The sequence below is a fragment of the Stenotrophomonas sp. JAG2 genome (assembly GCF_041080745.1).
Taxonomy (GTDB): domain Bacteria; phylum Pseudomonadota; class Gammaproteobacteria; order Xanthomonadales; family Xanthomonadaceae; genus Stenotrophomonas; species Stenotrophomonas maltophilia_AA.
The window spans coordinates 253,382-279,700 of sequence record NZ_JBEUMH010000006.1; the positions used below are offsets into that span (position 1 = coordinate 253,382).

The window sequence follows — 26,319 nt, forward strand, 5'->3', positions numbered from 1 at the left end:
GTTACCGGCGCGCGCGATAGCCATGGGGCGTCCACGGCCCCCATTTGGCTTCGTACAGCGCCTTGTTCTGTTCAAACAGTTTCTGCTTCACTTCCGCCTTGAGCTTGTTGAAGCTTGCGGACAGCTGATGATGGACGAAGGCATCCTCGACACAGAGTCGCTGCAGACCGTTCTGCTCCAGCCGGCGGCAGTAATCGTCGTCCTCGAAGAAGCCCACACCGAACTGCTCATCCAGTCCGCCCACGAGCTCGTAGGCCTGACGCGAGATCATCACGCAGAAGAAGGCGCTGGTCTGGACCGGGAAGCTCTGGCCCGCATGCGCGCGCGTATACACACCCGCGCGTTCGACCATCTCTTCCATCGTGTCGTAGGCGATGTCGATCTTGGCTTCGTTGCCGATGTTGTTGGTGACCGGGCCCACCAGGCCGGCCTGCGGATGCCGACGGATCTGGTTGCGCAGCGTCCGCAGCCAACCCGGGGTGACATACGTATCGTTGTTGAGCATGACCAGGTACTCGCCCTTGGCAACCCGGAGCCCGACATTGTTGCCCGCCGAGAAACCAAGGTTGGCCTCGTTGGCGATGAAACGCCGACGCGGGCCCGCCTCTGCCCATGCCGCAAGGAATGCAGGGCTTTCGTCTGAGGAAGCGTTGTCGACCACGATCACTTCGACGTTGTCGTAGTCCGTATAGGTCTCCAGGCTGTGCAGGCATTGCCGGGTGTAGTCAAGATTGTTGTAGGTCAACACGACGATGCTGATCAGCGGCTCGTCGATGGACGACAGCGCCTGGTCCAGCGCTTCCGCACGGTGCTGCCAGGTCTGCCTGCTGGCAAACGCCTGGCGCGGCTGGCGCAGGGCCGCGTCATCGCGGTCCTCTGCCAACGCCTGTTTCACCTCGGCAAGGAAACCGTCGTGGTCGTCGGCCAGTCGCACCAGGCCTTCGAACTGGGACAGCTCCGGCAGGTCGACCGACACCACCGCTTTGCCCGCGCTGAGGTACTCGTAGACCTTCACCGGGTTGGTCGCCAGCGTCAGCGGAATCACCTTGAACGGCAGCAGGCATACGTCGAATGCATGCAGCCAGTAAGGCAGCTCGGCGTAAGGGACCTCACCGATGAAACGGATGTTGGCGATATCCCCGACCTGGGACGACACGTTCGCGGTGTCCCGCCCGATCATCAGCACCAGCGCCTCGGGATTATCCAGCGCAATGCGGCGCAGCAGCTCGACGTCGAACCATTCGGCGATGGCACCGTAGTAACCGATGATCCGCCGTCCCTTCGCGTCGCTGAACACCTTCTGCGGGCGCGTGCAGAAATGCTCGTACTCGGTGGCGTTGCGCACCATCGCAATGTTCTTCGCCTGCGGGCTGAGCTCATCGTGCAGCCATTGCGACGTCACCACCAGCAGGTCCGCCTGCTGGATCAACGAACGTTCGCCTCCCAGGATGCCTTCGGCGTTGTCTTCGAAGCCTCCGTGGTGATCCATGCAGTCATACACCAGCTTGGCATTGGGCAGCGACTGCGCCGGTTCGAGCCAATAGGGATGCTGTACGAACGACATGCAGCGGATCGAACGCGTCCAACCCAGCAACGAGGCCAGGCTGGCGGTGATGGCCGCCACCTGGTCCTGGTCCGGCATGGCGTGATAGATCTGCGGCGCGCCGGACAGGTTCAGGTGGATCTGGAACAGGCGACCACTATCGTCGAGCGCATCGACCTTGAAACCGGGCTGGCCTGCGTCCACGAAATTGTTGGACACATAGAAGACGCGATGCCCCTTGGCCGCCAGCGCCATGGCGAGGTGTTGCGGCCGCTGGGTGCGGAACGTCCAGTCGATGACGGACCAGATGAACACATCCGTGCCCTGCTCATCCAGCGCAGCCAGCGGCGGCAGATGCGAATAGTCCACCGCCGCCAGCGGGTCGGTGACGTTGACCTGCGGCGATGGCCACATCAACTCGATCAGCCTCGCCTTGTCGGACGGATCCACCCGCCCGGTGCGCAGCGTGCGCAGCCCGAAGCGCGCAGCGCCCTGCACCGACCGGGGCGCACGCCCGAGCAGATTGCGAAGCTCCTGCTTCGGGCTGGACAGGAGACGGCGCACCACGCGGATCGGGGTGGTCACCCGCCACGAAGTGCTCGAATAGACCTTGTCGAGTTCCTGGTCCATCGCCAGCAGCCTCATGCGCAACCGCTGCAGCTGCACGTCCTGGGACGCATCGGCCTTGCCCGAGATGGCGTCGAGATGGGAGCCGACCGACGGGCCCAGCAATGCCACGATCTCTTCACCCAGGCGCAGCGTGGTCCCCAGGCTGTGGTCCGCCTGCGCGCGGGACTCGGCCGCCTGCTGTCGGATCGCGTCCGCTTCGGCCAGTGCCTGTTCGGCCTGGCGTCGCACGATGTCGATCTCGGCCAGGCTCTTCTGCTGGCGATCCTGATCGCGTTCGCGGCGCTCGCTTTCGCTCAGCGTTGCCTGGTGCAGTGCGTCCTGCCGGCTGGACAGATCCTCTACCGCGACGTGCAGGCGATCGAGCAGTGCGCTGCCGGTCAACAGCGGGGCCAACGCGGCCAGGGCCTGACCGAGCAGTTCCGCGTCGCGCCGATCGCGCGCTTGCTGGTCTTCGCTCCATGCCGGGCCGGTCGAACCGGCGGTGGCATCGCGGATCATCTGCCAACGGTCCAGGTCAGTGCGGATCTGGTCGAGCATGGCGACCTGCGAGGGGTCGGCCGGCACGTGGCTGCGCACGGTCGCCAACCCGTTGCTCAGCGCATGGGCGAGCGCCACGGCCGACGTGGACAGCGACTCCAGCGGGCTTCCCGGCTCCTGGTCGAGCATCAGGTCGCTCAGGTGCAGACCTTCGGCCGCCAGCCAGGCGGGATCGGCCCAGACGAGCATGATCTGCTCGCCCGGCCAGAAGCAGGGATGGTCATGGCGGGTATCGCGCACCTGCGCATGCACCAGCACCTTGCCACCGATCTGCTGCGGGATGTTGTCGGGCATGAAGGAGGCATGGTGCTCCTCGATGCGATGTCGCTCGCGGTACGGCAGCATCAGCACGATGCAGTGCCGCGCCTGCGGCGCGATGGTCGCAAGCACGTCCCAGGGGGTGTGGAAATGTTCCAGCGTATTGGAGCTGAACAGGACATCGAAGCGGTTGACCGCCGGGGTGGCGCCGGGGGCCAGCCAGTCTTCGCTGATGAACTGCTGACCCGGGAAGCGCTCCGCGGCATCGGCAATGGCGACCGCAGAGAAGTCCACGCCGGTGAACGTCGTCCCGGGCATGCCTTGGGCGATTTCATTGGTGCCATCGCCAAGCGCGCAGCCCCAGTCGCACCAGCTCAACTGCTGCCGGTTGCTGGCCTGGACCAGCCACGCCGGCAACATCTGCAGGGCCACAGCGCCGAAGAAGCGCGATTGTTCGCGCCCACCAAGGTCCTCCCAGTCGTCGCCGAAGCGCTCGTTCCAGTAGCCCTTGGAATTGATGACAGTCTCAGACACGCTAGGACTCCTTGAACTGGTGTTCGATCTTCGGCTGATAGATGCCGAAATGGCGGATGGAACTGGCTACAGAGAAGTAGCGGACGCCTTCGATGTACTCGTAGTACTCCACGACGGGGCCGACGCGTTTCTCCGCCGCCGCCACCAGGAAATACTTGCCTTCCACCAGCCCGTTCTCGAACGAGAATTCGATCTCCACCACCTTGCCCGGGTGCCAATGGGCAGGCAGGGCGACATCGGTATCGGCCGTGCTGGACACCACGATGTCGTGCCCGCGCAGGTCTTTGATCGAGAATGCAACGCAGAAGGTATCGGGCGAGTAATCCTCGGGCAGTGTCACCACCAGCCCGATGCGGCACTGCTGACCCCACTCCATCAACTCGGTTTCCCGACCGGCGGCGTTCTTCAGCGTGACCGCGTGGATCAACCCGATCTGCTGACCCCAATGCGCGAGCGGCTTCTCCCGGCTGGCCGCGGCCAGCGCGGGAATGACGGCCGCCTCGACCGGCATGTCGAGCGTGCCCGCGTCGCCGTCGACCAATGGCGCGACGCCGACCTCGCCGTCCGCGGCAGCACCCACGGGCACGTGCAGCGCATCGGGATCGTCGGCAAAGATCGCTTCCATGTACCGTGAGCTGACCTGGAGGACCGGTCCCAGCTCCTTCATCACCCCCCGATCCAGCCACAGCGCGCGCTGGCACAAGGTGCGCACCGCGGCAACGTCGTGACTGACGAACAGCACCGACGCACCATCATCCTGGATCGCGCGGATGCGTTTCATGCAGCGCGCCTGGAAACGCGCGTCGCCGACCGCCAGCGCCTCATCCACCACCAGCACGTCTGCATCGACGGACGTGGCCACGGCAAATGCCAGACGGACGAACATGCCGCTGGAGTAGGTCTTGGTAGGCTCGTCCACGTACTGGCCGATATCGGCGAATGCACAGATGTCATCGAAGCGCGCTTCGATCTGGGACTGCTCCAGGCCAAGCAGACGGCCATTGAGGAAGACATTCTCGCGGCCGGTGAATTCCGGATTGAATCCCGCGCCAAGCTCGAGCAGCGCCGCGATGCGGCCGCGCACCTCCACTTCGCCTTCCGTAGGCGTCAGCGTCCCGCAGAGCATCTGCAGCATGGTGCTCTTGCCGGACCCGTTGCGCCCCATCACGCCCAGGGCTTCACCGCGCGGCACCTCGAAGCTGACGTTGCGCAGCGCCCACACTTCCTTGCTGTGCTGCATGGGCGCCATGCGCAGCCCGCGCCGCACCGGGTCCGCGATCAACTGCACCAGTCGATCGACAGGCTTGGCGAACATGTCATAGCGCTTGCCGAGGCCGCGCACCTTGATGAGCGGATCAGATGACATCGGCAAAACCTCGGCGCACGTATTGGAATACCACGAACCCGACCAGCATGATCGCCAGGCCTACGGCGAACTGCCACAGCAGCAGCCGCGGATCGGGCCAATGCCCGAAGATCAGGGTATCGCGCACGCCATCCATCACGCCTGTGATCGGATTGAGTTCCACGATGCGCCGGAAGGACGCTGGAACGGCGGTGATCGGATAGAACACCGGCGACAGGAACAGCAGCATCGTGGTCACCAGCGGCATCACCTGCCCGAGATCGCGCAGGTACACGCCCAGTGCGGAGAACAGCCAGGTGCAGCCCAGCGTCGCCAGCAGCAGCGGCATCACCACCACGGGGAACGCCACGGCCGTTGCCGGCACGCTTCCCTTCAGCAGGAGCATGGCGATCAGCAGCACCAGCAGGCTGACCAGCATGTGGAACAGCGCCGACAGGGCCGTGGAGACCGGCAGCACTTCCAGGGGAAATACCACCTTCTTGACGAACTGGGCGTTGGCCGTGATCAGCCCCGGTGCCTTGTTCAAGCATTCGGAGAAGAAGCCATAGACGACCAGGCCGGAAAACAGGATCAGCGCGAACTCGGACGTCAGCGGCGTCTCACCCGGTGCCGCCGTCCAGCGCGACCGGAAGATCACCCCGAACACGAACGTGTACACGCCGAGCATCAGCACCGGGTAGAAGAACGACCAGGCAAGTCCGACCACCGATCCCTTGTAGCGGGCGAACACGTCCCGCTTGGCCATCTCCCAGGCCAAGCTCAGCCGCGTCGCCAGTGACCGGCGATCATTCATGTCGCGCCCCTTCACTGAAGTGCCCGCTCCAGATCGACCTGCAGATCGCCCAGTTCCTCCACCCCGACGCTCAGCCGCACCAGCGCATCGCTGATGCCCAGCTTTTCGCGGCGCTCCACCGGGATCGAGGCATGCGTCATCACCGCGGGATGGTTGACCAGACTTTCCACGCCACCGAGCGATTCGGCCAGGGTGAACAGTTCGGTCTTCTCGCAGAAACGCTTGGCCGCCTCGAAACCGCCCTTGAGGACGATCGAGACGATGCCGCCGTAGCCGTTCATCTGGCGCGTCGCCAGCTCATGCTGCGGGTGCGAGGTCAGGCCGGGGTAAATGACTTTCTCGACAGCCGGATGCTTTTCCAGCCACTGGGCCAGGGCAAGCGCGTTGGCGCAATGCGCCTTCATGCGCAGCGGCAGGGTCTTCAGGCCGCGCAGGGCCAGGAAGCTGTCGAACGGGCCCTGGACGGCGCCGATCGAGTTCTGCAGGAAGGCCATCTGCTCGGCCAGCTCGGCGTTGTCGCCGACCACGACCATGCCACCGACCATGTCCGAGTGCCCGTTGAGGTACTTGGTGGCCGAGTGCAGGACCAGGTCCGCGCCCTGCTCCAGCGGACGCTGCAGCATCGGCGAGGCGAAGGTGTTGTCGACCACCACCAGCAGCCCGTGGCGCTTGGCGATGGCGGCCACCGCGGCGATGTCCACGATCTTCAGCATCGGGTTGGTCGGGGTCTCGATCCAGACCATCTTGGTCTGCGGGGTGATCGAGGCTTCGAACGCGGCCAGGTCGGTCAGATCGACGAAGCTGAACTGCAGGCCGGCGGTGCGCTTACGCACGCGCTCGAACAGGCGGAAGGTGCCGCCGTAGATGTCGTCCATCGCCACCACGTGGCTGCCGGCATCCAGCAGCTCCATCACCGTGGAGCTGGCGGCCATGCCCGAGGCGAACGCGTAACCGCGGCTGCCGCCTTCCAGGGAGGCCACGCAACGCTCGTAGGCGAAACGGGTGGGATTGTGGGTACGCGAGTACTCGAAGCCCTGGTGCTCGCCGGGGCTGGACTGGGCGTAGGTGGAGGTCGCATAGATCGGCGGCATCACCGCGCCGGTGCTCGGATCCGGCGATTGGCCGCCGTGGATGGCCAGCGTGGCCAGCGCGAGCGGGCGTTCGCCGTGCCCGGAGGAAGCGTGATCGGACATGTTGTTTCCCGGCAAGGGGAGCCCCGACAGGGGCCCCCGCAAAAGGAGCGGAAGTCTATCAGCGGCGGCTTAATCGGCCGTTGACGCGGATAAACATGGGTTCATTGCGACACAGACGCTTACTGTACGCGCCGGCGCAGGTAGTTCAGCAGGTCGATGCGGGTGATCAGGCCGAGGAAGTTGGCGCCGTCCATGACGATGGCGACCTGGCCACGGTCGAACACCGGCAGCAGGGCCTCGATCGGGGATTTCACGTCCAGGCGGTCCAGCTTGCTGACCATCGCGGTGGCGACCGGGTCGCGGAAGCGGGCTTCGTCGCCGTAGACGTGCAGCAGGACGTCGCTTTCATCCACGATGCCGACCAACTGGTCGCCGTCCATCACCGGCAGCTGCGAGACGTCATACAGCTTCATGCGCTGGTAGGCGGTGGTCAGCAGGTCGTTCGGGCCGATCACCACGGTGTCGCGCTGGCCGTACGGGCGCAGGATCAGATCGCGCAGGTCGCCGGACTGCGGACGCTCCAGGAAGCCGTTGTCCAGCATCCAGTAGTCGTTGTACATCTTGGAGAGGTACTTGTTGCCGGTATCGCAGACCAGCACCAGCACCTTCTTCGGGGTGGTCTGCTCTTTGCAGTACTTCAGCGCCGCGGCCAGCAGGGTGCCGGTCGAGGAGCCGCCAAGGATGCCTTCCTTGCCCAGCAGCTCGCGCGCGGTGTGGAAGCTCTCGGCATCGCTGATCGCGTACGCCTTGGTGACGCGGCTGAAATCGGCGATCGAGGGCAGGAAGTCCTCGCCGATGCCTTCCACCAGCCAGCTGCCCGACTTGTCGTTGAGCACGCCGTCATTGATGTATTCGGCCAGGATCGAGCCGACCGGATCGGCCAGCACCAGCTCGGTCTTCGGCGAGAGGGTGGCGAAGGCGCGCGAGAGGCCGGTCATGGTGCCCGAGCTGCCGCAACCGAACACGATCGCGTCCAGGTCGCCGTCCATCTGCGCCAGGATTTCCGGGCCGGTGCCGAACTCATGCGCGGCCGGGTTGTCCGGGTTGCCGAACTGGTTGATGAAGTATGCGCCGGGGGTTTCCTCGGCCACGCGCTTGGCCATGTCCTGGTAGTACTCGGGATGGCCCTTGGCCACGTCCGACCGGGTCAGGCGCACTTCGGCACCCATCGCCTTGAGATTGAAGATCTTCTCGCGGCTCATCTTGTCCGGCACGACCAGGATCAGCTTGTAGCCCTTCTGCTGGGCGACCAGCGCCAGGCCCAGGCCGGTGTTGCCGGCGGTGCCCTCGACCAGGGTCGCGCCCGGCTTGAGGTCGCCCCGCTGCTCGGCGGCTTCGATCATCGACAGGCCGATGCGGTCCTTGATCGATCCTCCGGGATTGGCACTCTCGAGCTTCAGGTAAAGCTCGCAGACGCCGGTATCCAGGCGCTGGGCCTTGACGATCGGGGTCTGGCCAATGAGTTCGAGTACGGAGGAGTGGATTGCCATCGGTTCACATCGATTCGCGCCGCAATGCGGCCGGACCGGTGATTATCCGACGGTTGGCGGCGAAAGTCAGGTTGCCGCGTTCATCAAGCGGCGCGGACGGCACCGGTCGACGAGGTGACCGGAACCGCCCGCGACGTAGGGGCTAATAGACGTGGAGGTAAAGGCGTCAGTGCACGGGGGAGGCGTACATCCGTTCCAGCTTCTGCTTGGCCAGCAGCTTCTCACGCTTCATCTGTCCCAGGGTGAGGCGGTCTATCGGAAGTACGCCCAGCTCGGCATCCATGCACTTCTTGTTCAACTTCTGATGCCGTTCGTAGAGCGCCTTGAATTCCGGATCCTGCTTGCGCCGTGCGTCGATGTCGCTCTGGGGCTGACCTTCAAACATGATGAACCTCCTATCGCTTCTGCAGAAACAAGAACGCCCCGGCCTGACGGCACGGGGCGCTGCTTGGGGCGGAGTGCACGGCAACCCTGACCTGCGAACCCACAGCGGCGTCCAGTTCAACCTGGACCTCGGACTGCTCTGATTCGTGGCGCTGGTGCATTGCCGGCCCTCCAATCGTCCAGGCCGCGGAAGGCGACCCGGACAACTGACCCTACGCTTGCTTCGGAGCCGGTTCAACCCTTTCAGACGATATCGTCGAGCCCGCCTAGGCGGGGTTCAGGCTGAACACGCAGAACAACGGAAATTAAACAAAAACAACCAGTTGCGTCATGCCCCGCGGGCATGACGCCCTTCCGGTCAGGCATCACGGCGCGATGATGACCTCGGCCGAACGCGCCTTGGTCGCCGCTGCCTTCTTGCCGCCGACCTGCAGCCGGCTGGCGCTCACGCCGGCGGCCACGAGCGCGTCGCGCAGGGCCTCGGCGCGCTGCTGGCCGACACCGGCCGCGGCGTCGTAGGCCTCGATCCGGACCCGGCCCTTCTTGCCGATGTTCAGGTACTCGGCCAGCGCCTTGGCCTGGCCCTTGGCCCCGCCGGACAGGCTGCCCTTGCCGGCCGCGAAGGCGTCGCCATTGAAGGTGAACACTTCGCCCCGGCTGTCGAATCTGGAGCCCGGCAACTTGCTGCCTGCCACCAGCTCGGCTTCTTCACGGGCCAGCTTGGCCGCGTTCTGCTGGGCCGCGCTCAGGCGGGCGGTCTGCTTGCCGGCCACGCTGGTGAGCGCGGTTTCGGCGTCCTGGCGAGCCAGGGCTTCCTGTTCGGCCGCCTGGCGCAGGCGTTCGCTTTCCTCGGCCTGGATCTGGGCCTGGACGCGCAGGCGCTCGGCTTCCTGGCGGGCCCGCTGCGCATCGCGGCGGCTGGCTTCGATCAGCAGCTCGCTGCGGGTGCGTTCGAGCTGGTCAACCTCACGCTGGGCCAGGGCAGCGCGGACACTGGTCTCGGCGATCTCGACCCGGCGCTCGGCCAGGTAGCGGGCCTGGTCCAGATCCCGGCGCTTGGCCTTGGCCAGATCGGCCACGGCCTGCTGGGCCTGCAGGCGCTCGAAGGCGGCCAGCTGGGCCGCATCCGGGTTCGCCTGGATCGCCATCAGGCGCTGGGTCAGCTGGGCCACGGCGGGGTCATCGGCGGCCTGGACCAGCAGCGGCAGGCTGAGGCTGACGGCCAGCAGCAGGCAGGGCATGCGCATCTTGGTGGACATCATCAGCGGTCTTCCCCGGTGGCGAGCTGGCGCTGCAGCTGGCTGACTTCATTGCGACGCAGCTGCAGCTGGGCGGTGGCGGTGGCTTCCTCGCTGCGGGCGCGGGCCAGGTCGGCATCGACCGTGGCGCGAACGGCCAGCATCGGCGCGTTCTTGCGCTCGCGGCGGTCGCCGGCCGCGCGCTGGGCCTGCTCCAGGCCCTGGCGGGCCACGGCGATCAGGTCCGGGGCGTACTGGTCGGCATCGGCCTGGGTGGCCTTGTCGACCGCCTGCCGGGCCTGCATCAGTTCCAGGGCGCCATCCTGCGCCTGTGCAGCACCAGAGAGCGCGAATGCGCACACCGTCACATACAGGGCCCGTCGTATTTGTGCGAAGCTAGGTTTCATTGGGGGTGCCGTCGCCAGAGTTGTGTGCGCGGCCATTGTCGGAAGCCTGCGGTGCGCTTGCAATGGCAAGCCGCTGATTGTTGGGGAAACATTTCGCATGGATATCGGCTATTTCCTGAAGCTGATGACCGAAAAGAACGCGTCGGACATGTTCTTGACGACCGGAGCACCGGTATACATCAAGATCGAGGGGAAACTCTATCCGCTGGGCAATACCGGGCTGCCGCCCGGGATGGTCAAGAAGATCGCCTACTCGTTGATGGATGAAGGCCAGGCCCCGCAGTTCGAGCGCGAGCTCGAGCTCAACATGGCCATTGCCCTGCCCGATGCGGGGCGCTTCCGCGTCAACGTGTTCAAGCAGCGCGGCGAGGTCGGCATGGTGATCCGTGCGATCCGCAGCAAGATCCCCAGCATCGAAGAGCTCAACCTGCCCCAGGTCCTCAAGGACGTGATCATGACCCCGCGCGGGCTGGTGCTGGTGGTCGGCTCGACCGGCTCGGGCAAGTCGACCTCGCTGGCCTCGATGATCGACCACCGCAACACCACCACGACCGGGCACATCCTCACCATCGAGGATCCGATCGAGTACCTGCACAAGCACAAGATGTCGATCGTGAACCAGCGCGAGGTCGGGCTGGACACGCATACCTTCCACGACGCGCTGAAGAACGCGATGCGTGAAGCACCCGACGTGATCCTGATCGGCGAGATCCTGGATGCGGAGACCATGGAGGCGGCGATCGCGTTCGCCGAAACCGGGCACCTGTGCCTGGCCACCCTGCACTCCAACAACGCCGACCAGACCATCGAGCGCATCCTCAACTTCTTCCCCGAGAGCGCGCACCGCAACGTGCTGATGAACCTCTCGCTGAACCTGCGCGCGGTGGTGTCCCAGCGCCTGGTCAAGGGCAAGGACGGGCGTCGCCTGCCGGCCACCGAGGTGCTGATCAACACGCCGATGATCCGCGACCTGCTGCGCCGCGGCCAGGTGCACGAGATCAAGGCGGCGATGGAAGCGTCGCTGGAAGAAGGCATGGAGAGCTTCGACCAGTGCCTGTTCCGGATGGCCAAGAACGGCATCATCGAGCAGGAGGAAGCGCTGCGTGCGGCCGATTCGCGCGATGGCCTGGCGTTGAAGTTCCGGCTGTCCGAAGGCGGCAGCGGCGAGCATGATCCGTACGCGGATTTTTCGGCCGCGCAGACGAGCATCACCCACGGGTTCTGACCCGGGCCCGCTGGCGGCAGTCCCTTACTGCCGCCGGCGCGACACTCTGATCAGCGTCACATCCAGATAGTCCGCGGCCCGCCCCTCACCGCGGTTGACCGTGAGCATCGCCGAGTCGCCCTGCCGGGCTTCGAGCGGCGCCTCCACCCACTGGACGGTCTCTTTCCCCAGGCGACCCGCGGCGATGTCTTTCCCGCCGGCGGAAAGCACGTACGCCATGGGCGAGTCGACGCGATCCTCGAACTTGAACGGAAGTTTCGACCCGCTCAGGTAGAACCCTATCGAAGCCGCATCCGGACCGAGCGGAATGGCGACCCGGGCGCAGGATCGTCCTTCGGCGAACGCGATGCGAAGCTTCTTGTAGTCCCGGCTCAACGAGACGCCCTCATTGCCGCAGTCGCCGGTGCTTCCGGTCGTCGACGCCGAAAGTGCGGTGCGGCCCATGATCGTTTCCGATGACGGAAGCGCCGTCGAGATCGCGGTCACCGCCAGGTAGACCAGCACCAGCACCCCCCCGCCGATCAGATGGCTTCTGCCATTGGCGCTGATCACGCCCTGCTCCCGGCCGCCGAAGATCGCCAGCGCGGCAAGCAGGGAAAGGGCCGGGGCGATGAGCGCGCTGTATCGGGCCTGGGACTCACCGGCGCCGATGACCACCAGCCCAAAGGCCGCCACGAACACCAGGCAGGAAAGGGACAGCCCTGTAAGACGGACCTTGAACACACAGACCAGCGACAGGGCAAGGAGTGCGAAGACGTACAGGCCTAACCAGGGGGAGAGACCCGCGAAGAAGGGAATGTCGTTCACGACATCGGTGATGAGCGAATCCGGATTGCCAGGAGGATACGAAAAAGCCGAAAGCCCATAGTAGCCAGCGCCGGTGAAAATGATTTCGGACTTCCTGAAGAGATACAGCGGCCACGCCGCGAAGCCCGAATTGAACTCGGTGGATACCTTGTACGCTGCGTTCGCGAGCCGGCTCGCCTCGGGTGTCGCCACCCAGAAATGCTCGGCCCAGTAGTAATTGACACCAAAATCCTGGCCCGTGTGGAAGTCAACGGACGACAGCACCCGCATCGGGCTCACCAGGTCCGGCAGCCCCGTCGGGTTCGCCGCATTGAAGGCGTAGCTGACCGTCAGGAATGAGCAGAAGGCCAACAGCGAAGCGCCTGCCACGCGCCATTGGCGCCCTTCGAGGGTTCGACAGACTGCCCACAGCAGCAGGGCAACCATGAAGATCCCGCCGATCGACCTCAACTGGTTGCCCAGGAAGGCAACGGCCCCCACGGCCAACGCAGACGCAATGGAAACCGACAGCCGCGCTTCCAGCTTCGGAAGCAGCAGCAGGAACAGGACCACCATGAGGATGGCCGCATTGTCCGTCGTCACCAGGCTGGTCGCGAACCAGTACTCGGGAAAGGCGGCAAGAAGCACCACCGAGGCCGCCGCCGCGCCCGCGCCATAAAACTTCCTGACCCCGAGAAACCACGCGATCAGCGCCAGGCAATGCAACAGGACATTGCCCAACTTGAAGGCGACGTAGTTGTCACCGAAGAAACGTCCGATCAGCGCGGAATAGAAGTACGACCTGAGCCAATAAGTGCTGTTCTCGTCGAGGTACGCGGACTGGCACTTTCCCAGCCACTCGGACATGCTGGATCCGGCAGCAATGCCGCAGCGGTAGTAGACGCCGAAGTCGCTGGGCTGCCCGGAATTGAACATCAGCCCCCACGCGGCCACGGCAATGCAGACGCCCAGCAGCACCAGCGCGCCGAAGCGGAACTCCATGAACCGCTTTTCCACCTTGAAGGCCAGCATCGCCGCGGCGGACACCAGCAGATAGCTCAGAAGAACGATGCTGCCGCTTCCCCGGGTGCCCGCACTGAAGGCGGCGGCGGCGCCCAACATCAGGATCACCACTCCCCAGCTCTTCACCGGTGCCGGCAAGCTCTCTGGAACCTTCATCGTTACTTTCCTTGCCTGTTAGCAGGTGTCGACGGTGCGCCCGCACTGTCCCGTGCGGACCAACGCGCCAGCTTACCGTGCAGACGGCTTCAGCAGCAGGCCCGGACGGGGCGCGTGCCACACCCCATCAGGCAGCGTCGGCCTGCCGTTCCGGTCGTGCGCGGTCGAACGCCCCCAGGCCCAGGCAGGCCGCTTCGATGCGGCGCAGCGTCGGGTACGGCGCAAGGTCCAGGCCGAAGCGGTGGGCGTTGTAGAGCTGCGGCACCAGGCAGGCATCGGCCAGGCCGGGGCGGTCTCCATGGCAGAACGTGCCCGTGTCCGGAGTTCCGGCCAGCAGGGTTTCCATCGCAGCGAAGCCGTCGGCCATCCAGTGCAGGGTCCATTGGGCACGTTCCTCCGCGCCCGCGTGCAGCGTGCGCTCCAGGTACTGCATGACCCGCAGGTTGTTGATCGGATGGATGTCGCAGGCCACCAGCTGGGCAAGCGCGCGCACCCGCGCACGGCCGGCTGCGTCATCCGGCAGCAGCGGATCCTGCGGGAACCGTTCGTCCAGGTACTCCAGGATCGCCAGCGACTGGGTCAACGTGTGCCCGTCATGCAGCAGCGTGGGCACCAGCTGCTGCGGGTTGCGTGCACGATAGTCCGCCTGGTGCTGCTCACCGCCCTCACGCACCAGATGCACCGGCCGTGCCTCCCAGCCCAGGCCTTTCAGTTCCAGGCCGATGCGCACGCGGTAGGCGGCGCTGGAGCGCCAGTAGGTGTACAGCACGATGCCGTCGTCGACCGGGATCTGCATCGCCGCCTCCGCGCTCAGGGCTTGGACGCCTGCTCGATGCGCTGCTCGATCGCACCGAAGATGCTCTCCCCTTCTGCATCGAACATTTCGATCCGCACCACGTCGCCGAAGGACATGAAGGGCGTGCTCGGCTTGCCGTCGCGCAGGGTTTCCACCGTGCGCTGTTCGGCGAAGCAGGAGGCGCCCTTGCTGGTGTCTTCGTTGGCGATGGTGCCCGAGCCGACGATCGCACCGGCGCCCAGCGGGCGGGTCTTGGCCGCATGCGCGACCAGCTGGGCGAAATTGAACTGCATGTCCACGCCCGCTTCCGGCGCGCCGAACCAGGTGCCGTTGACATGCGTGACCAGCGGCAGGTGGACCTTGCTGTCCTGCCAGGCCTCGCCCAGCTCATCCGGGGTAACGAACACCGGCGACAGCGCCGAGCGCGGCTTGGACTGCAGGAAGCCGAAGCCCTTGGCCAGTTCGCCCGGGATCAGGTTGCGCAGCGAGACATCGTTGACCAGGCCGATCAGCTGGATATGGCCGGCGGCCTGCTCGGGCGTCACCGCCATCGGCACGTCGTCGGTGATCACCACCAGCTCGGCTTCCAGATCGATACCGTACTCCTCGCTGACCACCTTCACCGCATCGCGCGGGCCGTAGAAGCCGGCGCTGGTGGCCTGGTACATCAGCGGATCGGTGTAGAAGCTCTCCGGCACCTCGGCGCCACGGGCGCGGCGCACCCTGGCCACGTGCGGCAGGTAGGCGCTGCCGTCGACGAACTCGTAGGCGCGCGGCAGCGGTGCGGCCAGCGCCTGCAGGTCGATGTCGAACACCCCGTCGGCATCGCCGTCGTTCAGCGACTCGTACAGGGCGTTCAGGCGCGGCGCCAGGTGGCTCCAGTCTTCCAGGGCCTGCTGCAGGGTCGCGGCGATGCCGGTGGCGCGCACGCCCTGGCGCAGATCGCGCGAGACCACGATCAGGGTGCCGTCGCGGCCGCCTTCCTTCAAAGAACCAAGCTTCATGGGTGGGTATCCGGGATCGCGAAAATAGGTTTCAAGTGTAATCAAATGGTTGGCGGGCCGACCAGCTGCACCGCCGCATCGCTTTACCGTAATGCATTGCCGACGCGCAGGAGCAGCCACGCGTGGCGTGGCTCTACCGCTCTGGCCCCTGCTCCCAAGCTGAACAGGGGGATTTGGTATGGGTCTCAAACATCCGTTAGACTATCCGGGTCTGCAGCGGCCGTCCGTTTCCCTTCGGGATCGCCGGCGATATGGATCAAACGATCCGTCGCCCGCCCCCACTCCGACGCCATTCGTCATGCATTCCAGTCTGCGCACCGCGTCGACTGCACCCAATTCTCGCAGCGCGGTTTACGGGAACGCTCCGAGTCAGCCGATCACATTGATCTGCCTCGCGTCCGGCCATTCGGCCTGGCGTTACTTTGTCTTTGGAGCTTCCACCCGATGTCTTTTGAATCCTTGGGCCTTGCCCCGTTCCTGCTGCGCGCGTTGGCCGAGCAGGGCTACGAAACCCCCACCCCGATCCAGGAGCAGGCGATCCCGCTCGCCCTGGAAGGCCGCGACCTGCTGGCCGGCGCACAGACCGGTACCGGCAAGACCGCCGCGTTCGGCCTGCCGCTGCTGCAGCACCTGGGCACCAACCCGCAGGCCGTCGATGGCCCGCGCCGTCCGCGTGCACTGGTGCTGACCCCGACCCGCGAGCTGGCCACCCAGGTGCATGACAGCCTGCGTGGCTACAGCAAGTACCTGCGCATTCCGAGCGCCTGCATCTACGGCGGCGTCGGCATGGGCAACCAGTTCGACGTGCTGCGCCGTGGCGTGGACCTGCTGGTCGCCTGCCCGGGCCGCCTGATCGATCACATCGAGCGCCGCAGCGTCGACCTCTCCGGCATCGAAATCCTGGTGCTGGACGAAGCCGACCGCATGCTCGACATGGGCTTCCTGCCGTCGATCAAGAAGATCCTCGCCAAGCTGCCGCGCCAGAACCGCCAGACCCTGCTGTTCTCGGCGACCTTCGAAGAGAGCATCAAGCAGCTGGCGCTGGAGTTCATGCGCAACCCGGAGCAGATCCAGGTCACGCCGAAGAACACCGTTGCCGAGAACATCAGCCACCGCGTGCACCCGGTCGATGGCCCGCGCAAGCGCGAGCTGCTGCTGCACCTCCTGGCCCAGGACAGCCGTGAGCAGACCCTGGTGTTCGGCCGTACCAAGCACGGCTGCGACAAGCTGGCCATGTTCCTGGACAAGTCCGGCATCAAGACCGCGGCGATCCACGGCAACAAGAGCCAGGGCCAGCGCCTGCGTGCGCTGGGCGACTTCAAGGCCGGCCGCGTGACCGTGCTGGTCGCCACCGACATCGCCGCGCGCGGCATCGATATCAACGAGCTGCCGAAGGTCATCAACTATGACCTGCCGATGGTGGCCGAGGACTACGTGCACCGCATCGGCCGTACCGGCCGTAACGGTTCGACCGGCCAGGCGATCTCGCTGGTCGCGCAGGACGAAGCCAAGCTGCTGCGCCAGATCGTGCGCCTGCTCGACAAGGACATGGACATCCGCGACGTGCCGGGCTTCGAGCCGCAGACCCCGATCCGCTGGGGCAACAGCGCGCCGGGCAAGGCCGAGCTGCCGGGTGGCGATCGTACCCCGCGCAAGCACGCGCGTCGTCCGCACGCCGAGGCTCCCCGCCACGCCCATGCCGGCCCGAAGAAGGCCGGTGGCGGCCAGCGTGATGGCGCCGGCCGCGGTGCGCCGCGCGGCGGTCAGCCGCAGGGCCAGCGACGTGGCGGCGGCAACGCCGGTGGCGGCCGCAGCCAGGGTGGCGGTGGCGGTCGCGCCAGCTGATTCCTTCGGGCATCGCTGAGACGCAAAAAGGGCGACGCATCTGCGTCGCCCTTTTTTTGTTTGTCGGGAGCCGGCCAGCGGCCGGCACTACCTGCCCGGCCCCCCGGTCTGTGCGCCTGCTTCAGAAGCTGTAGGCCACCGTGATCCGCGCATTGCGGCCTGGCTCGCTGTAACGGCCGATGCCCTCATCGTTGACGTAGCCGTACAGCGTGTTGGTGCCCTTGTTGATGTTGCGCACGCGCTGCCAGAGGTAGTACTCCTCGTTGGTCAGGTTGTAGATGCCAGCGCTGAGCTTCCACTGCGGGGTGACGTTCCAGGTGCCGTACAGATCCAGCACGGTGTAGCCATCGGCCTTGTCGACGAAGGCAGGCGTGGTGACCTTGCCGGTGGCGTCGGTGGTGTAGGCGTCCTTGGCCTTCTTGGCCACGGCGTGGGTCACGCTGGCGGTGAGATTCCACACCGGCGAGGGGGCATAGCGCACGCCGAGTACGGCGCTGGCCGGCACGATGCTGTCGAGCGGATCGCCATTGCGCTTCTCGCCTTCGCTGTAGGAGGCGGCCAGGCGCGAGGACCACGCATCGCTGATCTGCCAGCGGCCCTCCAGCTCCACGCCCTTGACCGTCACTTCGCCCGCGTTGGTCGGCATCGTGTAGTTGCGCGAATACAGCACCGGGCCGGTCGCGGTGGTGCGGAAGCCACCCGGTACCGACTGGACCAGGTTGGTGTACTCGATGAAGTTCTCGTAGCGGTCGCGGAACACCGACAGGCCCAGCTGCGCGCGGTCCGTGCTCCAGCGGTAGCCGAACTCGAGGTTCAGGCTCTTTTCCGCCTCCAGATCCGGATTGGACACGGTGTCGTTGAGCAGCAGCGGCTGGCCGTTCTGCGCGTTGATCACCTGGGTGGCGCTGGTCGGCGAGTACATGTCCGCCACGGTGGGCGCACGGAAGCCACGACCCACCTGGGCCCACAGCGCGTGGTCGGGCAGGAAGCGGTATTCGGCGCCCAGCTGCCAGGTCGGCGAAGCGAAGCTCACGTCACGTACGGTGCCGGTGCGGTCCACGAAGGTGGCGTCCACCTGCGGCGAGTAGTCGTAACGGTCGTAGCGCGCACCCGCGCTGAGGGTCAGGCGTTCGTCGAGCAGCTGCACGCTGTCGCGCAGGTACAGGTTCCAGGCGGTGACGTCGGTCTTGGGCACCTGGCGCGGATCGATCTCCACCGAGGCCACGGCCCCGGCCGCGTTCCAGCGCGTGTCGACCGCAGTGAAATCGATGTCGCGCTGCTGCCAGGCCAGCCCGTACACCACGTCATGGCGCGCGCCCGCGGTGGCGAAGACCTTGCTGAAGTCGGCCGCGGCACGGTCCAGGGTCTGCTTGGTGGAGCGGTTCTCGCTGCGCAGGCACGGCGTGGCGCCGCCCGGGCAGCCGCTGCCGGCCACGATGGTGGTGATGCCACGGCTGTCGGTGACCTGGCGATCCACCTGCGCATCCAGGGTATCGAACAGCGCGTTGTCGGCCCGCCACTGGTAGTTCACCCCGTAGCGGTCGCGGTCGTTGGTGTCATGGCCTTTGCGCGACAGGTAGCCCGGTGCATAGACACGCGACAGGTTGTCCACGTCGTTGGTGGCGCGGCCACGCTCGTACAGAAAGCCCAGCGTATTGGCGTCGTCGAGCTGCAGGTCAAGCTTGCCAAGCAGGTTGTCGCGGGTGCTGTCGACCGGATCGGGCGTGCGGCGACCGACACCGATGCGATCATTCGTGGTGTCGTACCACGATTCGGATTCGTGGCCTTCGCGCCGGGTATAGACCAGCATTGATTCGACGATGCCGGTGCGGTTGGCAAAGGTCAGCGTGCCCATGGTTTCGTCATTGGCGCCCGAGTAGCCCGCCTTGAAGCCCAGGTGGGTGTCGTTGCCGGTGGGCGTGAGATAGTCCGCCGGATCCTTGGTGGTGAACACCACTGCGCCGCCCAGCGCGCCGCTGCCGGCGCTGATCGCGTCGGCGCCCTTGATCACGGCCAGGCTCTTGAGCGTATCGATGTCCACGTCGCCGCGGCCCCCCCGGAAGAACTCATAGGAACGCGCGGTTTCCACCGATTCGCCCAGGCTCAAGCCATCGACGGTGATCGCCACGCGGTCGCTTTCCAGGCCGCGGATGTTGAAGCCGTTGTCGCCGAAGCGGCCCATGTCCACGATGCTCACACCGGGGATGTAGCGGATCGCTTCTTCCATCGTATTGGCCATCTCGTTCTCGAGATCGGCCACGGTGAGCACAGTGACGTTCTGGTTGGTCGAGCGCGTCTTCTTGGCACGCTCGGCCTGCACGCGCACGGTATCGAGCGTGCTGGCGTCGTTGAGGGTTTCGGCGTGCACGGTGGCGGACAGGCTGGCGGCAACCGCCAGGGCCAGCAGGGTGAGGGACGACTTCATGATCGGACTCCGCAGGAGGGATGGGGAATGGCGGAAACGCCGCGGTGGCGGCGGGCCGTTCCTGGCTGCGGCGATCGGCTGATCGAGCGGGGCTGGGAGGCGCAGGTACGTGTGCAGGGGGCGGCAGGGCCGCCTACGGGCCGCTAGCGGTTGCCGTTGGCCGAGTGCGCGCCGGCGACCGGCTCGGGATCGCGCGCATCGACGACGCCATCACCGTTGCTGTCGGCACGGTCGAACATGCGCTTGCCCGACAGCTGATACTCGGCGAAGGTCATGCGACCATCTTTGTCCTTGTCCAGCGAGGCGAAGCGCACGCGGGCCTGGCGCCCGGCATCGGCGCGGACACGCTGGCGCTGCTGCTCCAGGCGGCCCTCGAACTCGGTGGTGTACTCGGTCAGCGACAACGCGTCGTTGCCGTCGGTATCGGTGGCGGCGAAGCCCGCCGCACGCGCCGCGTCGAACTCCGCGCGATCGACCACGCCGTCCTTGTTGCGGTCGTACAACTCCAGCATGCCGTTGGCGGTATGCGAGGTCGGCATCTTCAACGGATCGCGCGAGGACGCGGCAGCGGTTTCCTGCGTGGCGTCCTGCGATGCCTCGTAACCGGCCCAGGTGCGTTCCCCGGCGGCATCGTATTCGGCGCGGCTGATCGCCCCGTTCCTGTCGCGGTCCAACGCCTTGAAGCGGGTGTCGGTCTGGCGCAGGTGGCCGGCGCGTGCGTCGGCCAGGCGGACATCGAAGCGCTGCAGGTATTCGTCGACGTATTCCTGTTCCTCGACATGGCCGTCGTGGTTGCGGTCGGTCTCGGCGTAGCGCTGTTTGCGGAAGGCCTCGAACTGGGCCCAGCTGACGCTGTCGGTGCCCTCGGTGGCGAACTGCGCCAGGAAGGCCGCCGCGGTCGGCGACGCCGTGGCGGTCGTGGTGGCCGGCTGCGCGAGGGCGGCCGGGGCCAACACCAGTGCCAGCACGGCAGCGGTGAGCGGGTCGATCTTCATGGTGGTTCCCCTGGAGAAAAGGACGGTGACGGTTCGAGGACGCGGACGCGCAACCGGGCGGGTTTGGCGTGGATCGGCGCGACGTACCGGTGACGCTCGCGTCCAGCGTGAGCGGGCGCCATCCTATTCTTATTGCGAATGATTCGCAATACGGAATTTTCACGGGGGATGTGATGGGGCAAAACGAATGCAGCCGACGGTGCGTCGGCTGCGTGGGTGGGGGTGTTTGGGGGGCCGGCCAGCGGCCGGCACTACCTGAAGTGGAGACGTCAGCCGCGCGGCTTGGCCGGGTTGAGCTGGTTGCCGAAGAAGATCGCGTTCAACAGCAGGCGCTCGGTGCCGTGCCAGTACTTGCGGTGGGCCGGGTCATCGGCGAACAGGACCACGTTGCCCTGCCCCTGCGGCGACACCACCAGCCACGCGGCACCGGCGACGCGGCTGCGGTTGCGCTCGGACAGGTAGCCGTTGACCTTGGGCGCCTCATCGATGCGCACCACGGTGGAGAACGGGTTGCGGCTGGGCTGGAAGCTCAGGCCGTTCTCCTTGTTCACCGCCAGCTGCCGGCGCGGCACGCCGAAGCCCAGCGGATGGGTATTGTCCACGTCCGCGCTGAGGATGTTGCCGCTGACGCGCTCGATCGCCGCGATGTCACGCTGGTCACCGAACGCACGCCGCGCTGCTTCCGGCTCTTTCTCCTCCGGCCCCAGCACTTCATCGCTGAGCTTCTGCTCGATCGCCCAGCGCGCGGCGGTGCCGTAGGTGATCAACGAGCCACCGGCGTTGATCCAGCGCTTGAGCGCCGCGACTGCGGTGGCATCCACGCCGGTGTAGGTGCCGCCGGCCAGGACGATCGTGGTGTAGCGGTCCAGCGTGGTCTTGCCCAGCTGGGCCGGATCGATCTTGCTCGCCGGCAGCTGCAGGTGCTGGTCGAGCAGGAACCACGCCGAGCCGATTTCGGTGGCGCTGACGCCCTCGCCCATCACCAGGGCCACTGCCGGCTTGCGCAGCGCCTTGACGCTGTCGCTGCCCAGATCGATGCCACCCCGGCTCTGCCCACTCGACACTGCCTGGATGTGCACGCCACTGCTGCGCGCGGCCGCGTCGACCGCGGCGAGCAGCTCGGCGCCTGCCAGCGGCTGGCCGGCAACCGGCACCACGATGCTGCCGTAACCGAACGACTGCTCCCCCTGTGCGGTGGCCGCCGTGAACGGCTGGAACGCGGCGCGGGTCAGCAGACCCTTGGCCTGCAGTGCGTACAGCGCGCGGCTGGCGTTGTAGTCGCGCCAATCGAACACATAGGCGTAGCCCGCCTGGCCACCCGCCACGCCACCGTTCGCGGCCGGCACGCTGGCCACGCGCTCGCCACCGGCGATCCGGCTGCGGCTGGCGGCGAAAGCGATGCCGTAGGCCGGCGCGATCGCGTAGGAGGTGCTGCCGTAGAACACATCACCCTTTATCGGCGGTGTATCGGCAAAGATCGAATGCACCAGCCGGAACTGCGGTTGCGCGGCCTGGACCACGTAGGCGCTGCCCGGCTCGAAACGCTGGCCGTCCACCGTCACCGGCGCGCTCAGTGCCTGCACGGTGATCTGGTGCTGCAGCAGCAGGTCCAGCAGCCGCTGGGTCAGGCCCGGATCGGCCGCGTCGCCGAACACGAACGACTTCACCGGCTGCTGGTTGGCCTGCTTCAACGCGGACTGGAAGAAGTCCTTCTGCAGCTTCAGCAACCCGTCGCGCTCGGTCACCGCGCCACGGACCGTGCCCAGGCCGGTCGCCACCTGGTTGCGGATGGTGAAGCCGAAGGTCAGCAGGCCGTTGACCGATTCCTGCACCCGGCCACGCGAACTCGCCTGCTCGACCGTCACGCCGACCGCGCCGTGGAAGTCCGGGTAGGTCGAGCCGTACACCGGCGAGAAGTTGTCGAAGTTTTCCCCGGTGTAATACAGCGAGCCCAGCGCATCCAGCGACTGCGCGTGGTACTTGGCCAGGGTCTTGTTGAACTCATACGACGATGCCGGAATGAGCGGGCTGTGCATGCTCGCCGGCGACGGTTCGAAGTAGTAGGTGCTGTCCTTGCCCATCTCGTGGAAATCGATCTGGACGTTGGGATACCACTGATGGAAATAGGCGATCTTCGGTCGCGTGTCCTGCTGGGTCAGCGCCAGCCAGTCGCGGTTGAGGTCGGTGAAGTAGTGGTTGGTGCGGCCCTGCGGGAACGGCTCGACGTGTTCCTTGTCGGCCGGGTCGGCCGAGGCCGGCGACGATGCGTAGGCGTTGTGCCAGCTCGCCGCGCGGTCGCGCCCGTCCGGGTTCTGCGCCGGATCGAACAGCACCACCGCCCGCTGCAGCCACTGCGCGGTTTCCGCGCTGCGGTTGGCGACCAGGTAGTAGGCGGTCAGCATCGCCGCTTCACCGCTGGAGGTCTCGTTGCCGTGCACGCTGTAGCCCAGCCACACCACGACCGGGCTGTTGCCGGCGGCCGAGAGCGGCTGCGCCGGATCGGCCAGGGTGACGTGCTGGCGGCGCAGCGTCTCCAGGTTCTGCAGGTTCTGCGCCGAGGTCACCGTGGCGATCAGCAGCGGGCGGCCCTCGTAGCTGCGGCCGATCTCCTCGACCCTGATCTTGTCCGAGTGCCTGGCCAGTTCGTTGAAATAGGCCACCAGCTGATCGTGCCGCGTGTAGCGGCTGCCGATCTCATGGCCGAGGAACTGCTGGGGCGTGGGCACGGCCGGATCGAAATCACCGCCGGCCGGGAAGAAGTACGCACTCTGCGCGGAGGCAGGCGCAGCGAACAGGCACAGCACCAGCGCCAACCAGGCGATGGGAGACAGCAGACGACGTTGCAGAGACACAGCGATTCCCCGAAAGACGGGCCGGTTCCTTCCGGCCCTGTGGATACGCACGCTCCGGTGCAGTGGATGAGGTCAGAAGCGGTAGTCGAAGCCGACCGTGAAGTAGCGACCGCGCAGGTCGTACTGACTGAAGTCGTACGGCGCGCGGATACCCGGGAACGAGGCGTCGTACGGCGGCTCTTCGTCGGCCAGGTTCTGGATCTTCGCGTACAGGGTCAGCTTGTCGATGCCGGTGTAACCCAGGTACAGATCGAACTGGTTGTACGCATCGACGCGATCCTGCACGGCGGTGGCTGCGGCGCTGGCTTTCTGGTCGTAGCCGCTGGTGTAGTACCAGGTCAGCGCGGTGCGGAAATCGCCGTAGCTCCAGTCGAAGGTGGTGGTGGCTTTGTTCTTCGGCAGGGTGGCGCCGAGGTTGCTGCCGGCGTAATCCACCAGCGGACCGCCGACCACGGTGGGGCGGCTGTAGTCGCGTACGTGGGTGAAGGCGGTGCTCAGGCCGAAGTCGCCGGCACGCGCGGTCGGGAAGCGCTGGCGCAGCTCGACGTCGAAGCCGGAGGTCTTCAGCTCGCTCAGGTTCTGGTAGCGGTTGTAGACCGCCAGCAGCTTGCCGCGCTCATCGCGCTGGACCGCACCGGGCACGTCATCGGTGACCAGGGTCTGGGTGTTGTTGGTGCCGACCAGGTTCTCCAGCTCGATCCGGTAGTAGTCCACGCTCAGGCTGGTGTTGGACCACGGCGAGAGCACGATGCCGGCGTTGAAGCTCTTGGTGCGCTCCGGCTTGAGGTCGTTGTTGCCGACGGTGAAGAAGGTCGGGTTCTGCCGCGAACCCGGCACATCCGGGTCGCGCGGATCGATCACGCTGCCGTAGGCGATGCTGGTGCTGTTGGAGTTCTCCGAGAGCGACGGCGCGCGGAAGCCCTTGGAGGCGGCCGCACGCACCAGCAGGATGTCCCACGGCTGCCAGCGCAGGCTCAGCTTGGGCGAGAACGCATCACCGAAATCGCTGTAGTGATCGGCACGCGCCGCGGCCTGCAGTTCAAGGCGCTCGGCCAGCGGCACGTTCACTTCGGCATAGGCGGCGGTGACCTTGCGCTCGCCATGCACTTCGGCGATCGCCGGACGGATCTGCAGGCCGGCATCGATCTGCCAGGGGTTGTTGGAATCGAGCTTCTCGCGGCGCCACTCGGCACCGGCGGCGAAGCCGATTTCACCGGCCCAGGTATGGCCGATCGCACCGGAGATCTTGGCGTCCACGCCCTGCAGCACCGACTCGGCCGGGCGCAGCGTGCTGATGTTGATCGCGTTGAGCACGTCCTGCGGGGTCGCCGACGGATTGAGCAGGTTGTAGCTGCCGCTGGCCAGCGCATCGGCCAGCGCGTAGCGGTTGGCGAAGCCGCCGGAGACGGTTTCGCGCTCGCTGCTGCGGGCGCCGAACGCACCGACTTCCCAATCCCAGTTCTGCAGGCTGCCGCGCAGCCCGACCAGGCCGCGGTAGGCCTGCGAGCGGTTGGTCTTGATGGTCGCGCCGAGGTTGAAGAAGGTGTACTCGATCGGCACGGCGCGGCCGTACGGGTTGTACGGGCTGCTCGCCGGCAGATTGGAGGAGACCGGCTCCGCCAGCCCGGTGTCGGCGTTGAGCGCGAAGCGGCCACTCTCGAGGGTGAAGAACGGGCTGCTGCCGAACCAGGAAACGCCCTTGATGTCGCTGTAGAGCACTTCGCCGAACGCTTCGACGTTGTCGTTCACGCGGAAGGTGCCGTTGACGTAGGCCTGGTAGCGCTTGGTCGAGGGGATCAGCGTGGTGTACGGGGCCTGGTTGAAACCGCAGGTGTTGCCGGCCAGGCCGTCGATCGGCGCGCTGGCGACCAGCGTGGTGCCTTCTGGGCAGTTGCCGCTGGCATCCAGCATCGGCACCGAGGTGCCGTTGACCAGATAGCGTGCGCCCTTGGCCGACCAGCCGTTCCAGCGGCCGCCGGGCTTGTCGGTGTAGATGCCGGACTTGGTCAGGTCACGCTGGTCCTGGTCCAGGCGCTCGCGGTTGTAGCCTTCCAGGCTGACCAGGATGTTGTAGCCGTCCGTGTCCAGATCACCGATGCCGCCGATGAACTTCAGGTTCTGCTCGTCCAGCCCGCCCTGATCGGCGGTGCCCAGGCTGCCACCGAGTTCGGCACCTTCGAAATTCTGCCGGGTGATGATGTTGACCACACCGGCCACGGCATCGGAGCCGTACACGGCGGAGGCACCGTCCTTGAGCACTTCGATGCGCTCCACGGCGACCAGCGGCAGCGCGTTGAGGTTGACGAAGGTGTCCGACAGGCCGCCGGCCGGGAAGCCGTAGTTGGCCAGGCGGCGGCCATTGAGCAGCACCAGGGTGTTCTTCTGCGACAGGCCGCGCAGGCCGATGCCGGCCGAACCGGAGGCCCACCCGTTGTTGGTGGTTTCGTTGGCGGCGTTGCCGGTGTTGGCCGAGATCGAGCGCAGCAGGTCGGCGACGGTGGCCTTGCCGGTCTCCTCCAGCTGCTGGCGCTCGATCACCTGTACCGGGTTGGCCGACTCGGTATCGGTGCGCTTGATGTTGGACCCGGTAACCCGCACGGCGGCGAGGGTCTTGCTGTCGCCGGTGGCGGCGGCATCGGGGGCGGCGTCGGCGAACGCGGTCAAAGGCGTTGCCAGAGCGACGGACAACGCCGCTACGAGAAGAGTGTGCTTGGGCATGAACTTCAGTGGGGTGGTGGACGACAAGTTCCGCAGTAGTCCATGCCTGGCTGAACCACGGCCAATAACATCTCTTCATACGGATATAAGAGAAACTAACATCTCTTCATCCGGATGGAAA

General features: G+C 66.2%; 17 protein-coding genes. 2 read left to right on the top strand and 15 right to left on the bottom strand.

The window, feature by feature from the left end; genetic code table 11:
* Nucleotide 1: 1 nt before the first annotated feature.
* The 8 genes from AB9O74_RS10100 to AB9O74_RS10135 form a co-directional block, all read right to left on the bottom strand.
* Nucleotides 2–3,502 carry a glycosyltransferase gene (locus tag AB9O74_RS10100; protein ID WP_369349214.1) on the bottom strand — a complete coding sequence of 1,167 codons (3,501 nt, stop codon included), beginning with the start codon at nucleotides 3,500–3,502 and terminating at the stop codon, nucleotides 2–4.
* A gap of 1 nt (nucleotide 3,503) precedes the next feature.
* Nucleotides 3,504–4,868: an ABC transporter ATP-binding protein gene (locus AB9O74_RS10105; RefSeq protein ID WP_369349215.1), complete on the bottom strand. Its 1,365-nt coding sequence runs from the start codon at nucleotides 4,866–4,868 to the stop codon at nucleotides 3,504–3,506.
* A complete protein-coding gene (locus AB9O74_RS10110; RefSeq protein WP_350463650.1) occupies nucleotides 4,858–5,661 on the bottom strand; it encodes an ABC transporter permease in 804 nt (267 codons plus the stop codon). Before AB9O74_RS10110 ends, AB9O74_RS10105 begins: the two co-directional genes overlap by 11 nt.
* Nucleotides 5,662–5,672: 11 nt before the next feature.
* Nucleotides 5,673–6,854, bottom strand: a complete 1,182-nt coding sequence (locus AB9O74_RS10115; RefSeq protein WP_369349216.1) for a cystathionine gamma-synthase — start codon at nucleotides 6,852–6,854, stop codon at nucleotides 5,673–5,675.
* Nucleotides 6,855–6,973: 119 nt separating this feature from the next.
* A complete protein-coding gene (locus tag AB9O74_RS10120) occupies nucleotides 6,974–8,344 on the bottom strand; it encodes a pyridoxal-phosphate dependent enzyme (RefSeq protein WP_176990673.1) in 1,371 nt (456 codons plus the stop codon).
* 166 nt (nucleotides 8,345–8,510) lie between these two features.
* On the bottom strand, nucleotides 8,511–8,729 hold the full coding sequence (locus AB9O74_RS10125; RefSeq protein ID WP_176990672.1) for a YdcH family protein: 219 nt from the start codon (nucleotides 8,727–8,729) through the stop codon (nucleotides 8,511–8,513).
* A gap of 364 nt (nucleotides 8,730–9,093) precedes the next feature.
* Nucleotides 9,094–9,987: a hypothetical protein gene (locus AB9O74_RS10130; RefSeq protein ID WP_369349217.1), complete on the bottom strand. Its 894-nt coding sequence runs from the start codon at nucleotides 9,985–9,987 to the stop codon at nucleotides 9,094–9,096.
* Between the two features lie 2 nt (nucleotides 9,988–9,989).
* Nucleotides 9,990–10,373, bottom strand: a complete 384-nt coding sequence (locus AB9O74_RS10135; protein ID WP_183073797.1) for a DUF4398 domain-containing protein — start codon at nucleotides 10,371–10,373, stop codon at nucleotides 9,990–9,992.
* A gap of 97 nt (nucleotides 10,374–10,470) precedes the next feature.
* Here AB9O74_RS10135 and AB9O74_RS10140 point away from each other — a divergent pair, with 97 nt between their 5' ends.
* Entirely contained in the window at nucleotides 10,471–11,598 is a 1,128-nt protein-coding gene (locus tag AB9O74_RS10140) for a PilT/PilU family type 4a pilus ATPase (RefSeq protein WP_369349218.1), read from the top strand.
* A gap of 24 nt (nucleotides 11,599–11,622) precedes the next feature.
* On the opposite strand, the gene AB9O74_RS10145 is transcribed toward AB9O74_RS10140, so the two are convergent.
* The 3 genes from AB9O74_RS10145 to AB9O74_RS10155 all read right to left on the bottom strand — a co-directional run bounded on the left by AB9O74_RS10145 (nucleotide 11,623) and on the right by AB9O74_RS10155 (nucleotide 15,363).
* Complete coding sequence (locus tag AB9O74_RS10145) at nucleotides 11,623–13,563, bottom strand: hypothetical protein (RefSeq protein ID WP_369349219.1); 1,941 nt, start codon at nucleotides 13,561–13,563, stop codon at nucleotides 11,623–11,625.
* 127 nt (nucleotides 13,564–13,690) lie between these two features.
* Nucleotides 13,691–14,359, bottom strand: a complete 669-nt coding sequence (maiA, locus tag AB9O74_RS10150) for a maleylacetoacetate isomerase (protein WP_369349220.1) — start codon at nucleotides 14,357–14,359, stop codon at nucleotides 13,691–13,693.
* Between the two features lie 14 nt (nucleotides 14,360–14,373).
* Nucleotides 14,374–15,363 (bottom strand): fumarylacetoacetate hydrolase family protein, encoded by a 990-nt coding sequence (locus AB9O74_RS10155; RefSeq protein WP_369349221.1) that lies wholly within the window; start codon nucleotides 15,361–15,363, stop codon nucleotides 14,374–14,376.
* 444 nt (nucleotides 15,364–15,807) lie between these two features.
* Between AB9O74_RS10155 and AB9O74_RS10160 the strand changes: the two genes are divergently transcribed.
* Nucleotides 15,808–17,208: a DEAD/DEAH box helicase gene (locus AB9O74_RS10160; protein WP_176990666.1), complete on the top strand. Its 1,401-nt coding sequence runs from the start codon at nucleotides 15,808–15,810 to the stop codon at nucleotides 17,206–17,208.
* Nucleotides 17,209–17,329: 121 nt separating this feature from the next.
* On the opposite strand, the gene AB9O74_RS10165 is transcribed toward AB9O74_RS10160, so the two are convergent.
* The 4 genes from AB9O74_RS10165 to AB9O74_RS10180 all read right to left on the bottom strand — a co-directional run bounded on the left by AB9O74_RS10165 (nucleotide 17,330) and on the right by AB9O74_RS10180 (nucleotide 26,198).
* Nucleotides 17,330–19,633, bottom strand: coding sequence for a TonB-dependent hemoglobin/transferrin/lactoferrin family receptor (locus AB9O74_RS10165; protein WP_369349222.1), 2,304 nt, complete (start codon nucleotides 19,631–19,633; stop codon nucleotides 17,330–17,332).
* Between the two features lie 143 nt (nucleotides 19,634–19,776).
* Nucleotides 19,777–20,628, bottom strand: coding sequence for an EF-hand domain-containing protein (locus tag AB9O74_RS10170; protein ID WP_369349223.1), 852 nt, complete (start codon nucleotides 20,626–20,628; stop codon nucleotides 19,777–19,779).
* 269 nt (nucleotides 20,629–20,897) lie between these two features.
* On the bottom strand, nucleotides 20,898–23,462 hold the full coding sequence (locus tag AB9O74_RS10175) for a M14 family zinc carboxypeptidase (protein ID WP_369349257.1): 2,565 nt from the start codon (nucleotides 23,460–23,462) through the stop codon (nucleotides 20,898–20,900).
* Nucleotides 23,463–23,552: 90 nt separating this feature from the next.
* Nucleotides 23,553–26,198, bottom strand: a complete 2,646-nt coding sequence (locus AB9O74_RS10180; protein WP_369349258.1) for a TonB-dependent receptor — start codon at nucleotides 26,196–26,198, stop codon at nucleotides 23,553–23,555.
* Nucleotides 26,199–26,319 lie beyond the last annotated feature (121 nt).

Bases quoted from the DNA above. Each gene is read 5' to 3' on its own strand.
- AB9O74_RS10140 (WP_369349218.1), top strand. From the start codon at position 10,471: ATGGATATCGGCTATTTCCTGAAGCTGATGACCGAAAAGAACGCGTCG.
- AB9O74_RS10120 (WP_176990673.1), bottom strand. From the start codon at position 8,344: ATGGCAATCCACTCCTCCGTACTCGAACTCATTGGCCAGACCCCGATC.
- AB9O74_RS10105 (WP_369349215.1), bottom strand. From the start codon at position 4,868: ATGTCATCTGATCCGCTCATCAAGGTGCGCGGCCTCGGCAAGCGCTAT.
- AB9O74_RS10160 (WP_176990666.1), top strand. From the start codon at position 15,808: ATGTCTTTTGAATCCTTGGGCCTTGCCCCGTTCCTGCTGCGCGCGTTG.
- AB9O74_RS10115 (WP_369349216.1), bottom strand. From the start codon at position 6,854: ATGTCCGATCACGCTTCCTCCGGGCACGGCGAACGCCCGCTCGCGCTG.
- AB9O74_RS10125 (WP_176990672.1), bottom strand. From the start codon at position 8,729: ATGTTTGAAGGTCAGCCCCAGAGCGACATCGACGCACGGCGCAAGCAG.
- AB9O74_RS10135 (WP_183073797.1), bottom strand. From the start codon at position 10,373: ATGAAACCTAGCTTCGCACAAATACGACGGGCCCTGTATGTGACGGTG.
- AB9O74_RS10155 (WP_369349221.1), bottom strand. From the start codon at position 15,363: ATGAAGCTTGGTTCTTTGAAGGAAGGCGGCCGCGACGGCACCCTGATC.
- maiA (WP_369349220.1), bottom strand. From the start codon at position 14,359: ATGCAGATCCCGGTCGACGACGGCATCGTGCTGTACACCTACTGGCGC.
- AB9O74_RS10165 (WP_369349222.1), bottom strand. From the start codon at position 19,633: ATGAAGTCGTCCCTCACCCTGCTGGCCCTGGCGGTTGCCGCCAGCCTG.
- AB9O74_RS10170 (WP_369349223.1), bottom strand. From the start codon at position 20,628: ATGAAGATCGACCCGCTCACCGCTGCCGTGCTGGCACTGGTGTTGGCC.
- AB9O74_RS10180 (WP_369349258.1), bottom strand. From the start codon at position 26,198: ATGCCCAAGCACACTCTTCTCGTAGCGGCGTTGTCCGTCGCTCTGGCA.
- AB9O74_RS10145 (WP_369349219.1), bottom strand. From the start codon at position 13,563: ATGAAGGTTCCAGAGAGCTTGCCGGCACCGGTGAAGAGCTGGGGAGTG.
- AB9O74_RS10110 (WP_350463650.1), bottom strand. From the start codon at position 5,661: ATGAATGATCGCCGGTCACTGGCGACGCGGCTGAGCTTGGCCTGGGAG.
- AB9O74_RS10130 (WP_369349217.1), bottom strand. From the start codon at position 9,987: ATGTCCACCAAGATGCGCATGCCCTGCCTGCTGCTGGCCGTCAGCCTC.